This is a genomic window from Candidatus Bandiella woodruffii, from assembly GCF_034359465.1.
GTDB lineage: Bacteria > Pseudomonadota > Alphaproteobacteria > Rickettsiales > Midichloriaceae > NDG2.
In genome coordinates this window covers 1,017,961-1,032,825 of sequence record NZ_CP110820.1, presented here as the reverse complement: position 1 = coordinate 1,032,825, position 14,865 = coordinate 1,017,961, and the positions used below count along the sequence as shown (strand labels likewise).

Sequence of the window (14,865 nt, the reverse complement as noted above, 5' to 3'; positions counted from 1 at the left end):
TCTGAAAGAAATAGTTGCTGGTAATAATGTTTAAAGTAGACCCAAAATTAATGAAGTATTTTAAGAACCATGAATATGGCGCAGAAATCATTATGGTATCGCTGTATATGAAAGGAAGATATTCTTTAAGTTACAGAGAGATAGAAGAGATAGGCGGGTTGAGAGGACTCAACATAGATCACGCCACTCTACAAAGATGGGTAGTAAAGTTTATGCCAATACTTGAAGGAAGATTCAGAAAAAGAAAAAAGCCAGTCAACGGCAGCTGGAGAATGGACGAGACATATATCAAGGTTAAAGGTAAATGGGTCTATTTGTATAGAGCAGTTGATAAATACGGGGATACCATAGATTTTATGCTAAGAGCAAAAAGAGATAAAAGGGCAGCTAAAGCGTTTTTCAGGAAAGCAATTAAATCTAGTGGCCAGCCTATAAAGGTTAATATAGATAAAAGTGGCTCTAATACTTCTGCTTTGAATTCGATCAATAAGCCATTATCTAAAGAAGACCAAATAGAAATTAGGCATAACAAATATCTAAACAATAGGATAGAAGGCGATCACAGATTTGTAAAGAAACGAACTAGACCGATGCTTGGTTTCAAATCCTTTAGAAGTGCCGCCAGGACTATTGCAGGAATAGAGCTCTTGCACATGATTAAAAAAGGACAACTTGCTGACAATGACAATTATAATTCTGACTTTGATAAATTTCTTTCACTAACTGCTTAATGGAAAAATATACAAATAATTTGAAAGTTTTTGCATCATATTACAGATGCGACAGAGCCTATTTTTCCATCCTCCATATTCTGAAGGCAAATCTCTCCAGGGAGAACGGCACCGTCAAGTTAATGGAGGTAAGGGCGTGACAGAGCATCTTTTTGAAAATTATGCAGCAGCTATGGATTGAGCGGCGTGATCCCAAATAGATTTAGCTTCAAAAACATTTCTTTTTGCTTGCTAGAACTGTTAATATACCTGCCCACATCTACTGAAAATATGTTCCTTATTTTTCCCATCAAAGAAAGAGTTTGCTGTACCCCAGAAGGAGATTTGAATTTTATTAGGCATTTCTCTTTCCTGCGTGTTGGTTGGTGTGCATTTTCAACCCTATTATTTAATCCTTTATGGCGCCTATGCTCTGTTTTAGGGCACATTTCTTTTATAGGTTTGGTATAGCTTTTTAATTTATCTGTCACGATTACTCTGGGTACTGGATTTGATTGTAATAATCTTGATAAAAACCTTATCGCAGACTTTTTATTACGTCTGGTCTGTAGGAAGACATCTATCTCATATCCATCTTCATCTACGGCTCTGTCGCATCTGTAATATGATGCAAAAACTTTCAAATTATTTGTATATTTTTCCATTAAGCAGTTAGTGAAAGAAATTTATCAAAGTCAGAATTATAATTGTCATTGTCAGCAAGTTGTCCTTTTTTAATCATGTGCAAGAGCTCTATTCCTGCAATAGTCCTGGCGGCACTTCTAAAGGATTTGAAACCAAGCATCGGTCTAGTTCGTTTCTTTACAAATCTGTGATCGCCTTCTATCCTATTGTTTAGATATTTGTTATGCCTAATTTCTATTTGGTCTTCTTTAGATAATGGCTTATTGATCGAATTCAAAGCAGAAGTATTAGAGCCACTTTTATCTATATTAACCTTTATAGGCTGGCCACTAGATTTAATTGCTTTCCTGAAAAACGCTTTAGCTGCCCTTTTATCTCTTTTTGCTCTTAGCATAAAATCTATGGTATCCCCGTATTTATCAACTGCTCTATACAAATAGACCCATTTACCTTTAACCTTGATATATGTCTCGTCCATTCTCCAGCTGCCGTTGACTGGCTTTTTTCTTTTTCTGAATCTTCCTTCAAGTATTGGCATAAACTTTACTACCCATCTTTGTAGAGTGGCGTGATCTATGTTGAGTCCTCTCAACCCGCCTATCTCTTCTATCTCTCTGTAACTTAAAGAATATCTTCCTTTCATATACAGCGATACCATAATGATTTCTGCGCCATATTCATGGTTCTTAAAATACTTCATTAATTTTGGGTCTACTTTAAACATTATTACCAGCAACTATTTCTTTCAGAATATCAAAAATTCTTATGTGTTTCAACAGATGCGACAGAACCAAAATAGACTAAGAATAATGGATCTGTTTTTAGCATTATTACCAGCAACTATTTCCTTCAGAATATGAAAGATTCTTATTCTTTTCAACAGGTAAGATAGAGCGCAAAAATTCTAATTAACAACATAGGAATCTATACAGTTATCACTTCCATTACTGCCACTACAGCTCGTAAAGTAATTATACATCATATCTAAATCACTGTCATAACAGACGCTAATGAGGCCACCTTTACCAAGCGTTGCAAGAACATCGCAGCCTCGCTCTGTAATCTTGGAATTTTCATGCGCAACTATATGAGTATTATATTTAAAAGATGATGATTCAGATGTTGCATATAGATCATAGCACGAATTCACATAATCTTCATTAAATTCTGTATTAACAGTAAATTCATAATAACTTTTGCCATATTGCTGATTCATATAAGATTCGCAATCTTTGATAAGCCTATGCTCAGAGTAAGATTCAATCTGCATTTTCCCAAGAGAATTTTTTAACTCAACATCATAGCTATTATTAGAAGACCAAAGTGAAAAGGATTTTATCTTCTTCCACTGCATAGCTGAGGCTAACTTCTCGTCCTCTGATTGAAATTCATATCTCCAGTAATGATTAATGTCATATACAGTTTGCCCTATTACATACATAGATGTACCAGCTAAATATGTAAGACCAATAAAAGGGTTCACATATAATATAGCAGCAGGTGCAGCAGCAGAAACAACATGAAGAGTTGTGCTGCCAAGCTCTAAAAGTGCACCTTTGAAGTCCGCATAAAAAGCCTTATGAGCCGCAGATGTAATCCCTACTGCAGCTTGAACGCCAACAGAGATTATGGGTGCCCCAAGCATGCCACTGGCTGTATGCGCTCCGCTGGTCACCACATTAATAACATTATTGGCAGTAGGAACGTAGTAAGCCTTTACGAGATTGGTGCCAAGAGACGCAGTTTGAGTCATAGTTGCAAGGTTCCCAATAGCATTGGCACCACTTATAAATTGATCAGTCCACGTACCTTCATATCCTTCGTATAGATCGGAATAATATTTTTCATTTTGCTCGTTAAAATATTTACCTATTTTTTTTAATTCTTGAATCCTCTGCTCTTTAGATTCAGCCGTAATTTTAACACCCTGATCTACACGTTGAAATTCCAGTGACTTCAGCGGCTTTGGATTGTAACGCTTTACATCCATCATCGCTTCAGGTGATACCCTATATGCAAAATCAACAAAAAACTCATTTATTCGATCATTAAGAGAAGGGGCTTTCTCATCCGCAACTTTATTAGCAAAATAATCCAATCGGCTTTTAGTTACAAATAGGGACCCTATATTTGCTACATCACTTTGCATTTCAATAACCCCTTCATGTTCATCAAGTATTAATTTACCATCCTGACATATTATATACTCTTTGTCTTTTTTATGAAAAACATCTTTTGCTAGCGCTTTGACACTTTTTTCAACACCTCTAATGACAGAGACATATTGCTTAAGACGCAGATTTAGCAGCTCAACTTCTGGTTGCGTCTCAGGTGGCGAGTGCCAAGATGCGCCCTCATTAAATTTTAAATCGCAAATCCTAGATTCGAAAAGCTTAAAAATAGGTTCTGTCACCTTTTTTATATCAAACCAAGGCTGCGCCTCTTTGGTCACTACTGGCTTATTATTTTCCAAATCTAACTTAACGTCTAATTTACTCAGTGGATTGATAATATACTTATCAATAGCTCCTTTTTCAAAAAGATTGTGTGGTGTGTAATTAAAATCTACCTTTTTCACACTGCAACCATCATACTGCTCTGCATGTTTTTGAGTAGCAGATAAATAGCCATGCTTAGATAGTAGCGAGTAAATTTCATCTAAAGCCCTTATATCTTTATCAACCGCTTTATAGTTAACATTATATTTGTCTTTAGGTAAAGAATAATCACACATGAAGTCATTTAATAATTTACTGGCCCATTCATAATGTTCGGTAGGTTTAGTAAGCTCTGTTATTTCAATATATTCTTTATGGACTCTACATTTTATCTCAAATTCTCTTTTATATTCTTTGTTCTTCTTTAATTTTTCAATATACTCTTTATCCATCTTGCGCTCTAATAACTCATCATACGATTTAGCATTCTCTTTATATCTCTTGCGCTCTGACAACTCATTATACAAATCGCTTTTAACTAATTGAATTCCCAAGATGCCCGATATGCCTATGCGCTCAGCAACTTTGTTTTGCACCTCGATGCGCTCATCACGCACCTTCATGTCGGATATGTAATTATGCGCTCTCGTAGCTTTAGTAATTTCACTGAATGGTTTTGCCTTGGGCTGCGACCGCGTTATTGTTTCTATATCTTCCTCATTAGCGCCATTGGACTTGGTTTCTTCTCTATTCTGATCTCCACCATCTTCCTCATTAGCGCCATTGGACTTGGTTTCTTCTCTACTCTGATCTCCACCATCTTCCTCATTAGCGCCATTGGACTTGGTTTCTTCTCTACTCTGATCTCCACCATCTTCCTCATTAGCGCCATTGGACTTGGTTTCTTCTCTATTCTGATCTCCACCATCTTCCTCATTAGCGCCATTGGACTTGGTTTCTTCTCTACTCTGATCTCCACCATCTTCTTCTGTAACTTCTAGTTTATTACCGTGTTTTATGTACTCAACACTATCATGGTATTTCTTAGTATCAGCATCTAACTTATCTAATTTTCTTTTTTGATTCCATAATTGCTTTACTACAAAATCAGTAATTGCAGTTTTGTCTGAGGTTCTTATATAGTAGTTTAGACCTTCTATTAGCTTTTTATCAACACTTTTTACTTCCACAGGAATTTTTTCATTATCTGGATTAATACTAACATAAGTATCAGGCCAATCATTAATATCAGTTTGTTGTGATGCGCTATGATCTTTTTTTTGCACCAAATTATTAAACACACCGTCAATAATACGCGCTCGCTCAGCGCGCTTAGCCTCAAAGTATGGATCTTCGCTGTATTTCTTGTGCGAACTATCTATGACCTTATCAATTATTGAGCGCAGATCGTTGATATCATGTACAATTAAATCATTTTCTTTGCTTAGCTTAAGGGCATTTTCTCTTATATTTACCACACTCTCTTGAAGCGCCAAGAAATATTCTGTCATATCGCCCCTATACAAATTATCAAACGGATTTGCAGTAGCATGACTAAATATTTTTGTAATTTTTTCAATTTCCTCGTCATGCTTATCAATAAAGCTGTTTTTATAATTCAGGAGCGGATAAAAATATGAGCCGAGTTTATGACCGATGTATTCAGATTTTGGCATGTGCTCAAAAGCGCGCAATGCAGAATCGCTAAAAGTGTTGCCATACTGTCTATTATTTTCACTAGCTGAAGTTATGTCCGCTTTCTTGAAATATGGATCGCTACCATCGCTTACTTGCTTTCTCTTAGCAACATTTATCTTTCCGTTATACATGTTATCATATATACGTCCATCTGAATACTTTACGAATTTAGCCTTTGGGCATCCTGCAAATGTAGTCCCTGCATATCCATGATCATAAAATTCATCAAAATAAGTTAACTTTTCATCGGTATATAATTGTTTATTCTCCTTAACATTGCCAAAGACTCTAATGTTACCATCAGCGTTCTTGCTAATAATAATAGCCTTGTTTAAATTATCTTTATCCAAATTATCTACATACAGATCATAATCTTGAAATATTTGATTAAGCGTATTGCGTATACTCACATCATCTTCGCTAACCTTTCTATATTGCTTACAATTAAAGTATAACAGGTCGTTTTGAACTTCACCATCTTTAGATATCAAATCATAACTTGTAACGTAATCACTACCACCTACCTTGTTAAAATTTTTAAAAACGTTGCCTTGAACGTCATGCGCAAAAACATGTAGCTGACCGTCAATTGTGTATTGGAATGCACGCACATTACGGTAAAATTTATTTAAATCTAAATTTAAAGATAAAGTGCTTTGAGGTATAATAAAGCTAATATCATAATCACTGGTCTTACCACTTGCAATTCTATTATGTATATTGATTGCTTGGATATCACTAATGTTGTAGCGTCTATATAAGACACCTTGATCAGTAACAACAACTTGCTCAGGCTCACCAAACGACTCTATCATATTAAGAACGGCAGATTGCCCATTTACTCTTAGTAAAAAATATCCGCCGCTTGCAAAAGTAAAATCCATATAGGCTAGATCGCGTTTGTCATTCATCCATGTACGTACATTTGGAGTCATATAAAAATATTAAAATATTAATTACTTAAGTAGAATTATACCATGAATTTATTGGAATTGCTAAATGAATATAGAGAAGATGAGAAAAAAAGGGTTCTGTCGCATCTGTTGAAAGGGATAAGAATCTTTGTGTGCGCCGGGCAGGCTCTGTCGCATCTGTAATATGATGCAAAAACTTTCAAATTATTTGTATATTTTTCCATTAAGCAGTTAGTGAAAGAAATTTATCAAAGTCAGAATTATAATTGTCATTGTCAGCAAGTTGTCCTTTTTTAATCATGTGCAAGAGCTCTATTCCTGCAATAGTCCTGGCGGCACTTCTAAAGGATTTGAAACCAAGCATCGGTCTAGTTCGTTTCTTTACAAATCTGTGATCGCCTTCTATCCTATTGTTTAGATATTTGTTATGCCTAATTTCTATTTGGTCTTCTTTAGATAATGGCTTATTGATCGAATTCAAAGCAGAAGTATTAGAGCCACTTTTATCTATATTAACCTTTATAGGCTGGCCACTAGATTTAATTGCTTTCCTGAAAAACGCTTTAGCTGCCCTTTTATCTCTTTTTGCTCTTAGCATAAAATCTATGGTATCCCCGTATTTATCAACTGCTCTATACAAATAGACCCATTTACCTTTAACCTTGATATATGTCTCGTCCATTCTCCAGCTGCCGTTGACTGGCTTTTTTCTTTTTCTGAATCTTCCTTCAAGTATTGGCATAAACTTTACTACCCATCTTTGTAGAGTGGCGTGATCTATGTTGAGTCCTCTCAACCCGCCTATCTCTTCTATCTCTCTGTAACTTAAAGAATATCTTCCTTTCATATACAGCGATACCATAATGATTTCTGCGCCATATTCATGGTTCTTAAAATACTTCATTAATTTTGGGTCTACTTTAAACATTATTACCAGCAACTATTTCTTTCAGAATATCAAAAATTCTTATGTGTTTCAACAGATGCGACAGAACCATTTCTTTCACTAACTGCTTAATGGAAAAATATACAAATAATTTGAAAGTTTTTGCATCATATTACAGATGCGACAGAGCCTCTTGCTCTGCTGCCCCAAAATTAAACAGCTCCTTAAATTTGCGATATTGATGCTCACTACCAACCAATTGATCCAAACATACCATTATTATTTGATGCGCTGATGACATTTTTCGGTTCTGTCGCATCTGTGAAAATTCAGTGCAAAAAGTGAAAAGTGAAAATTTCAAAGTGCGGAAAATCGGGAGTTAAAAATTCTTAATTTTTACTTTTTATTTCAAAAATTAACAGATGCGACAGAACCGTAAGAGATGGGATTACTAATCTTTTGTGGAAAACACCAGAAACACCTCAGCCAGATAATCCACCAATGTTAGATCAATCTAAAACATTTGATGATGTTTACGGAGGGTTTTATAATGATAAGGAGCAGAGAGAGCAGAGAATAGATGATTTTACCACAAGAACAACAAAACTACATGAAGAAGCAAGAGGGTTAATTGAAGACAAGGCAAGCCTTGACAACGTTCGAGAAATGCTGGTACAGGATAGGTTAGATTTGACCAATTCTAGAACAGAAATGGAACAAATAATTCAGGATATGCGTCAAGAAAATCCACTCAATCTACCCGAAGTTAACGAGAGAATAGAGGCTATGCAAAATGAATATAAAGAGAGGGCAGACGCACTAAGTTTACGTGAAGAACAATACTTAGCCCAAGAAAAAGAACTACTGTCAAGAACAAATGTACTGCAAGAAGAAGTGCAGAGATTGGAATTAGAAAGTCAGGCAGTTGTTCAGCAGTATACCGCAAATAACAATCAAGTTATGAATGACGCACAAGTTTTTTATGAGCAGGAAAACGCTGTAGTAGATAACTCAGCATTGCAAGAAGTCAAGAGTGAGGATATAACTGATAAAATTGTTGCGATGTACCAGGAAGCACAAAAATCTCAAGAGCAAATAGAGAAGTTTACTAAAATACAAGAGGCTCTCTTAGAAGAGATGAGGAAAATCAACTAGCCTCATCGAGGGAAGAGTATACCCTAGTCCCTCCATCAAAATTTGACGGAGGGACTGCATGCATAAGCTATGTAAGATATCTATTGTTTTTTAGCCGATGCCAATTCGCGGGCAATTTTCGAAGATGCTGCTTTCATGTAGGACAAGACATCCTGGCCAGCAGCAAGTGCGCCTCCTAATGCCCAACTCATTTGGCTAACCTTAATTTCTCCCAATACCTCTTTCGTCTTACTATCCTTGAAGAAAACGTTTGCATCAAAATAAGAACTTCCAGCTCCTAAACCAATAAGCATGCGCGCAGCAGCATTACCTTCATCGCATTTTATTATTTCGCCATCGATAAGCAGACATGAATTCGTTTTGCTGCCCCCACCCCCGCGCTCAACCTCATCAAATACTTTCTTTGATTTAATTTCGTCAGCTATAGTGTCGGCAAATATTTTGCCTCTTAATTTCATTGTGTCATCATTGTTTGGCTTGCCGGCGTCGTGAGAAAAGTCATCAACCGTCACACAACTATAGCTACTTATATCCTGGTTAGTCGCAAGATTTTGTGTCTTTTGTAAATTTGATGTACTACCACAAGCAGACAACATAGACAAGAATGCAAATACCATTAATTTCTTCATTGTATCTCCCAAAAATTTCACAATTTTATTTTATGCTACATATATTAGATATGAGCATGGTGGGTAGTGTACAAAAGATATGCATGTGTGTCAATATACTTTGCACAATAACAAGTTCATAAGAGGATTGAATCTAGAAGCAGCCATAGCGGATAAAACAAGGCTTTACGCAATATATTACTACCCATTTTGGCAATTCCTGAACGTCCTCTAACACTTTTACCTGATAACCTAATTGCATGATTTAGGCCAATAAAAGCACTCAATTTTTTTTATTATAGACGACAGATAACTTTTTGTACGCGTCTCACACTCAAGTTATGCATGATCTATTTTACAGAGTGTTAGCCAAAGATAGATATAAAATTGCCCTGCTCACTTAGGAAATTATTGTTATCCTCAAAATGTACCCAGAGCTTAATCGTAAGATCGACAACTTCTTCAGATTTTGAAACCACCTTTGTTTTTCTGGTCATTCTTGCAATTCTGTGCCTTGTGTTTGAGTTATTGGACTCAATTGAGAGTGTATGTTGTTTGCCAACAACATGTTGATGGCGAGGTATAACCTCTGAATAAACAGACCAATCGTCTGTGTAATAAGTGCAATTATCTCTACTTATGATTTTCCACAATTTTCTAAAGGTTGTAACGTTACGCTTACCAACCACCCAGGCAACAACTCTCTTGAGCTCCCTACTATAGGCTTTCCATATCCATAATTTGTTTTTTTGAATCTACAAAATGCCACATCTCATCTATTTCAACTTCTCTCAATTCTTCCGGCACTGTTGGTCTTGGTATCTTTTTAGCATACAGTATTATCCACTTATATACGCTAGTATGAGCTACTTTAAATAATTTCCCTAGCCATCTAAAGCTACTTTTTCCCATGCTGTACAATAACACTGCCAGAGCCTTCATCTCTGGCGAACAGCCTCTTAATTTAGTGCTTGTAAAATTACATACACACTCTTTGCATTTATACCTTTGCATACCCATAATATTACCATTCTTAACGTATTTACTGCTACTGCATTTTTTACACTCTGTATTCATATTTCTATTTTCTTTGTTGCTCGCTATATTCATTTTAGCATCTTATCTATCTTATGGCAACACTCTCCTATTTTTAAATTCACATATATCTGCAACAATGCAATCTGAACACATAGGGTTTCTTGCTTTGCAAACATATCTGCCATGCAAAACCAGCCAATGGTGCGCATAATTTTTCCACTTTGCCGGAATTTTTTTATGCAACGCTTTTTCAGTCGCATCTGGGGTCTTTGTTTTACACAACCCCATACGATTACTCACCCTAAACACATGAGTATCGACGGCTATGGTGTGGTGACCAAACAGAGAGTTCATCAGTACATTGGCGCTTTTTCTTCCAACTCCTGGTAAGGCACATAAATCATCGAAATTATCTGGCAATTGATTGTTGTGCTTATTCACCATTATCTCGCAGGCTTTTATGATATTTTTTGCCTTTGAATTATAAAGACCTATGCTTTTTATATGTTCTTTTAGTCTTGTTTCACCTAGCAAAAGCATTTTAAATGGGTTGTCTGCTTCATGGAATAAATCGGGGGTAATTTTATTTACACCCTTATCTGTGGATTGAGCTGAGAGCACTACCGCTACGAACAATGTGAAGTTATTGCTGTAATGGAGTTCAATTCTTGGTTTTGGTTCTCTTTTGCTGAACCTTGAAAACATCTCATCAACAGATTTTTTTTGCATAAATTTTAATCTTGGAGTTTGATCATATCCTTTGGGTTAATCCACTTATCAAAATCTTCACCAGAAACTAAATTCAGATCAATCGCTGACTGTTTTAAAGTAATGTTCTTTTTGTGAGCATTTTTCGCAATTTTCGCTGCGTTGTCGTAACCTATATATGGGTTTAAAGCAGTTACAAGCATAAGAGATTCATGCAGCAATTTATCTATTCTTTCTTCATTTGCCTCAATTCCTACTACACATTGATTAGTAAAGCTTATAATAGCATTTGAAAGTAAAGTAACAGATTGCAAGAAATTATATATAATAACAGGTCTAAATACGTTAAGCTCGAAATGGCCGTTTGAGCCGGCTAATGTAATTGTAGCGTGGTTGCCCATTACTTGAGCTGCAACCATCGTGATGGCTTCGCATTGTGTGGGGTTTACTTTGCCTGGCATAATTGAGGAACCTGGCTCATTTTCAGGAATTTTCAGTTCGCCAAGCCCACACCTTGGCCCAGATGCCAAAAATCTAATATCATTGGCAATTTTCATTAAACTTACAGCTAAAGTGTTTAATGCTCCACTTGCTTGCACCAATGCATCGCAAGTGGCTAATGATTCAAATTTATTTTCTGACGTGGCAAACTCAAAGCCCGTCATTTCATTGATATGTTTGATAAAATTATCAATAAAACTTTGGCTGCAATTAATCCCAGTACCAACCGCTGTTCCACCTTGAGCGAGCTGGAGAAGGCTTGGTAGATTTTGCTTTATGCGACTTATGGCGTACTTAATTTGCGTTGCATAACCAGAAAACTCCTGAGCTAACGTAAGAGGGGTGGCATCCTGCAAATGAGTTCTGCCTATCTTTATAATATCTTTAAATAGGCTTACTTTTGCATCTAATGCTGATTTTAAGTGTGAAAGAGCTGGGAATAACTTTTGGTTAATTTCTGTCACAGCTGCAATATGCATAGCGGTTGGAAACGTGTCATTTGATGATTGACACATATTTACGTGGTCGTTTGGGTGCACAGGGGTTTTGCTTCCCAATGCTCCACCAAGCGATTCAATTGAAATATTGGAGATTACCTCATTAATATTCATATTGGTTTGGGTACCAGAACCAGTTTGCCATACAGATAATGGAAAATGGGAGTCAAACTCTCCATCTAAAATTCTATCGACAGCTTTGGCGATCGCATATGCAATTTTAGATTCCAGCTTCCCTATATCCAGATTTGCAAGAGCTGCAGCTTTTTTTTGTTGGGCTAAAGCATATATCAGAGCTTTTGGCATTTTTTCGATGCCTATTTTAAAATTTTCCAATGATCTTTCTGATTGTGCCCCCCAGTATTTATCCATAGGGACTTTTATTTCACCCATCGTATCTGATTCAACCCTAAATTTTTCCATAAATTAAAATAACTACTTACTTTTTATACATTCTGGGTATGCTATCATAACGTTGGGCATTTATGAATAGAAATATTTCATCACTCTTTTTTGGCTCTTTTGATTGTTCTTTCCTAGATACGTCCATTCATTAACTTAATTCACTATGGTTTTCCTGTAAAAACTTAAAAGACACAAAGTATATATGCTAGGATTATTTGTCTTTAAGGTTTTCTTCAAAATATTTTTCGTACTTCATTTCTTCGCCTTCATGTTTTTCTGCATCTGGCATAGCCTCTTTCTTATCGGTAATATTAGGCCAAATATCAGAATATGCTTTGTTTAATTCCAACCATTTGATCAGTTTTTCTGATTCAGGTTCAATGGCTCCAATAGGGCATTCAGGCACACATACCCCACAATCAATACATTCTTCAGGGTTAATCACCAGCATATTCTTGCCTTCGTAAAAGCAGTCCACTGGACACACTTCAACGCAATCCGTATATTTGCACCTAATACATTTATCTGTAACAACGTATGTCATAGCAAGTTTTTCAATAATTTCTTGATTTAAATTTTATTCAGTGTATTTTCTATTTTGTTTAATAGATTAATGTGCATTGTACTTATTTTACAAAATAATAAAAGTAATATAGGAATAAATTAGTTTATTTAGCGGATGTGGCGAAATTGGCAGACGCGCTAGACTTAGGATCTAGTGCCGCAAGGCTTGGGGGTTCAAGTCCCTTCATCCGCACCAAGTTAGTAATTCATGGTTTAATGACAAAAGTTTTAATTTCAATTGCGGATTTTTATAAAGATATCTCCGAGACTTTGCTACAAGCAGTTATTCCGGAATTACAGAAAAATAATCTTCTTTACCAAAAAATTGTAGTTCCAGGGGTGTTTGAGTTAGGGAGCTCTATTAACATTGCGCTGGAATCTTTTGAGTATAGTGGAGTGATAGCTTTGGGTTGCGCTATAAGAGGTGAAACTTCGCATTACGATGTGATTATAAAGGAGTGTGCCAGAGCGCTACAGGACATCTCCATATATTATTCCTTACCAATGGGATTTGGGGTGTTGATGGTTGATACTATGGAACAAGCCATTGTACGTGCTGAGGAGTATGGAAAAAATGCAGCTGTTGCGTGCATACAAATGATTAAAATCAAGGAACAATTCATGGTTTATAATGATAGCGGACCATCAAGATTTAACTGATAACGTCAATCATCTGGTCTCGTTATATCCAACAAGAATGTTGGCTATACAATCCATGTATTCTATCGATATTATAAAGGGTAAAAAGGAGTTTGCTGAAGTTGCTTCTGATTATGTTAGTTATCATCTTGAGAAGTATCCAGTGAGAAGCTTAGACCAAAAATTTTATTTTAATTTGCTGGAAGCAATTTGGAAAAATTTGGCGAAAATTGATGGAAAAATCGCTACTCATATTGATAACGCATGGAAAATAGAGAGATTGCCAAAGTTAGTGTTGGCTATTCTGCGGGTTGGTTCTTACGATGTTTCTACGACTGATACAACACAGGTGGCATTAGTTATCAACGACTATCTGCAAATCTCAAAATCCTTAGGACATGCGGAGGAAATTGGGTTTATCAATGGTATCCTTGATAAAATGATCACCTCAAGCAGTGGAGTATCAAAGTCTTGAAACACGGGGCTAATTAATACAAAATAATAGTTGGAAAGCATATAATCTGATCTAGAGCTTTTATTTCTGGACTTTATTGCCAGCAGGGATGTTAAATCCCCTAAGAAAAGCGTCTGTATATATCATTTTTTTTCCTTGCCTTTGTAATAAAATTGGCTTGATTACACCTTCCTTACAAGCGATACTTAAGTTGTCATCAATAACCATTCCTGGTTCAAAATCATGCTTTAAATCCACTACTTGCGCTTTTATTATTTTGATTATCTCGTTGTTATAAAAAAAATACGCGCCAGGTCTTGGACTTAGGGTTCTAATTTTACAATTAATCTCAATTGCCCCTAGATTAAAGTCAATTTTTTCCTCGTTAGATTGTATTTTTTCCGCATACGTAACTCCAATATCGGACTGCTTTTTGTGTAAGACTTTTTTTTGTTCAATTAAAGATAGTGTCTCTAAAACCATTTTTCCACCAGTTTCCGCACACATATCATGTAGTTCTTTTGCGGTAATTTGATCATCTAACAGGATTTCTTTGCGTAAAATAATATCACCTGTATCCACCCCCTCATCCATCTGCATAATACAAATTGCAGTTTTTGTATCTCCTGCCATTATGGTGCGTTGTATTGGAGCAGCACCACGCCATCTTGGAAGATCTGAAGGATGTACGTTAATAAAACCATATTTTGGTATTTGTAAAAATTCTTTAGGTATAATCAGCCCATAAGCTGCAACCACGACAATATCAGGAGCAAAAGAACGAAAAACCTCTATATTTTCAGAATCTCTCAGTCTCTTTGGAGTCATGACAGAAATGTCAAATTTTTCTGCTAAATTATGAATCACACTTTTATTCTCTTGCAGGCCCCTTCCTGAATAAGATGGCGGCTTTGTGTAAACTGCTATAACCTGGTGTTGTGTGCTTACAAGTGCTAATAAAGTTGGGGCTGCAAATTCTGGAGAGCCCATAAATATAATTCTCAT

The 14,865-nt window shown here is 36.0% G+C and carries 18 protein-coding genes and 1 tRNA gene; 6 read left to right on the top strand and 13 right to left on the bottom strand.

Features of this window, described 5'->3' with window-relative positions:
• Nucleotides 1-26 precede the first annotated feature (26 nt).
• Nucleotides 27-731, top strand: a complete 705-nt coding sequence (locus Bandiella_RS06240; protein WP_323732571.1) for an IS6 family transposase — start codon at nt 27-29, stop codon at nt 729-731.
• 46 nt (nt 732-777) lie between these two features.
• A complete protein-coding gene (locus Bandiella_RS06235) occupies nt 778-912 on the top strand; it encodes a hypothetical protein (RefSeq protein WP_323732822.1) in 135 nt (44 codons plus the stop codon).
• Here the strand turns inward: Bandiella_RS06235 and Bandiella_RS06230 are convergent.
• The 5 genes from Bandiella_RS06230 to Bandiella_RS06210 all read right to left on the bottom strand — a co-directional run bounded on the left by Bandiella_RS06230 (nt 902) and on the right by Bandiella_RS06210 (nt 7,610).
• Complete coding sequence (locus Bandiella_RS06230) at nt 902-1,375, bottom strand: DDE-type integrase/transposase/recombinase (RefSeq protein ID WP_323732821.1); 474 nt, start codon at nt 1,373-1,375, stop codon at nt 902-904. The two genes, Bandiella_RS06235 and Bandiella_RS06230, sit on opposite strands and share 11 nt — an antisense overlap.
• The gene (locus tag Bandiella_RS06225; protein WP_323732571.1) at nt 1,375-2,079 is read right to left on the bottom strand and encodes an IS6 family transposase; all 705 of its coding nucleotides are present in this window, start codon (nt 2,077-2,079) and stop codon (nt 1,375-1,377) included. The genes Bandiella_RS06230 and Bandiella_RS06225 overlap by 1 nt, the downstream gene beginning before the upstream one ends.
• 180 nt (nt 2,080-2,259) lie before the next feature.
• The gene (locus tag Bandiella_RS06220; RefSeq protein WP_323732820.1) at nt 2,260-6,375 is read right to left on the bottom strand and encodes an ICP22 family protein; all 4,116 of its coding nucleotides are present in this window, start codon (nt 6,373-6,375) and stop codon (nt 2,260-2,262) included.
• 253 nt (nt 6,376-6,628) lie between these two features.
• Nucleotides 6,629-7,333: an IS6 family transposase gene (locus Bandiella_RS06215; protein WP_323732571.1), complete on the bottom strand. Its 705-nt coding sequence runs from the start codon at nt 7,331-7,333 to the stop codon at nt 6,629-6,631.
• 130 nt (nt 7,334-7,463) lie between these two features.
• Entirely contained in the window at nt 7,464-7,610 is a 147-nt protein-coding gene (locus Bandiella_RS06210; RefSeq protein WP_323732819.1) for a hypothetical protein, read from the bottom strand.
• A gap of 182 nt (nt 7,611-7,792) precedes the next feature.
• Between Bandiella_RS06210 and Bandiella_RS06205 the strand changes: the two genes are divergently transcribed.
• Nucleotides 7,793-8,446, top strand: coding sequence for a hypothetical protein (locus Bandiella_RS06205; protein ID WP_323732818.1), 654 nt, complete (start codon nt 7,793-7,795; stop codon nt 8,444-8,446).
• Between the two features lie 80 nt (nt 8,447-8,526).
• On the opposite strand, the gene Bandiella_RS06200 is transcribed toward Bandiella_RS06205, so the two are convergent.
• From Bandiella_RS06200 to fdxA, 7 genes are all read right to left on the bottom strand, one after another.
• Nucleotides 8,527-9,075 carry a DUF4410 domain-containing protein gene (locus Bandiella_RS06200; protein WP_323732817.1) on the bottom strand — a complete coding sequence of 183 codons (549 nt, stop codon included), beginning with the start codon at nt 9,073-9,075 and terminating at the stop codon, nt 8,527-8,529.
• A 116-nt stretch (nt 9,076-9,191) separates the two neighbouring features.
• Nucleotides 9,192-9,341, bottom strand: a complete 150-nt coding sequence (locus Bandiella_RS07620) for a transposase (protein ID WP_407651243.1) — start codon at nt 9,339-9,341, stop codon at nt 9,192-9,194.
• 78 nt (nt 9,342-9,419) lie between these two features.
• Nucleotides 9,420-9,788 carry an IS1 family transposase gene (locus Bandiella_RS06195; protein ID WP_323733371.1) on the bottom strand — a complete coding sequence of 123 codons (369 nt, stop codon included), beginning with the start codon at nt 9,786-9,788 and terminating at the stop codon, nt 9,420-9,422.
• Nucleotides 9,772-10,164 carry a transposase-like zinc-binding domain-containing protein gene (locus Bandiella_RS06190; protein ID WP_323732529.1) on the bottom strand — a complete coding sequence of 131 codons (393 nt, stop codon included), beginning with the start codon at nt 10,162-10,164 and terminating at the stop codon, nt 9,772-9,774. Before Bandiella_RS06190 ends, Bandiella_RS06195 begins: the two co-directional genes overlap by 17 nt.
• Nucleotides 10,165-10,182: 18 nt before the next feature.
• A complete protein-coding gene (gene nth, locus Bandiella_RS06185; RefSeq protein WP_323732816.1) occupies nt 10,183-10,821 on the bottom strand; it encodes an endonuclease III in 639 nt (212 codons plus the stop codon).
• Between the two features lie 5 nt (nt 10,822-10,826).
• Entirely contained in the window at nt 10,827-12,221 is a 1,395-nt protein-coding gene (fumC, locus tag Bandiella_RS06180) for a class II fumarate hydratase (protein ID WP_323732815.1), read from the bottom strand.
• Between the two features lie 193 nt (nt 12,222-12,414).
• Nucleotides 12,415-12,747: a ferredoxin FdxA gene (gene fdxA / locus Bandiella_RS06175; protein WP_323732814.1), complete on the bottom strand. Its 333-nt coding sequence runs from the start codon at nt 12,745-12,747 to the stop codon at nt 12,415-12,417.
• A 131-nt stretch (nt 12,748-12,878) separates the two neighbouring features.
• Here fdxA and Bandiella_RS06170 point away from each other — a divergent pair.
• The 3 genes from Bandiella_RS06170 to nusB all read left to right on the top strand — a co-directional run bounded on the left by Bandiella_RS06170 (nt 12,879) and on the right by nusB (nt 13,881).
• Nucleotides 12,879-12,963: transfer RNA gene (locus Bandiella_RS06170), tRNA-Leu, on the top strand.
• A gap of 20 nt (nt 12,964-12,983) precedes the next feature.
• A complete protein-coding gene (gene ribH, locus Bandiella_RS06165) occupies nt 12,984-13,427 on the top strand; it encodes a 6,7-dimethyl-8-ribityllumazine synthase (protein ID WP_323732813.1) in 444 nt (147 codons plus the stop codon).
• Entirely contained in the window at nt 13,399-13,881 is a 483-nt protein-coding gene (nusB, locus tag Bandiella_RS06160) for a transcription antitermination factor NusB (protein ID WP_323732812.1), read from the top strand. Before ribH ends, nusB begins: the two co-directional genes overlap by 29 nt.
• 60 nt (nt 13,882-13,941) lie before the next feature.
• On the opposite strand, the gene fmt is transcribed toward nusB, so the two are convergent.
• Nucleotides 13,942-14,865: a methionyl-tRNA formyltransferase gene (gene fmt / locus Bandiella_RS06155; protein WP_323732811.1), complete on the bottom strand. Its 924-nt coding sequence runs from the start codon at nt 14,863-14,865 to the stop codon at nt 13,942-13,944.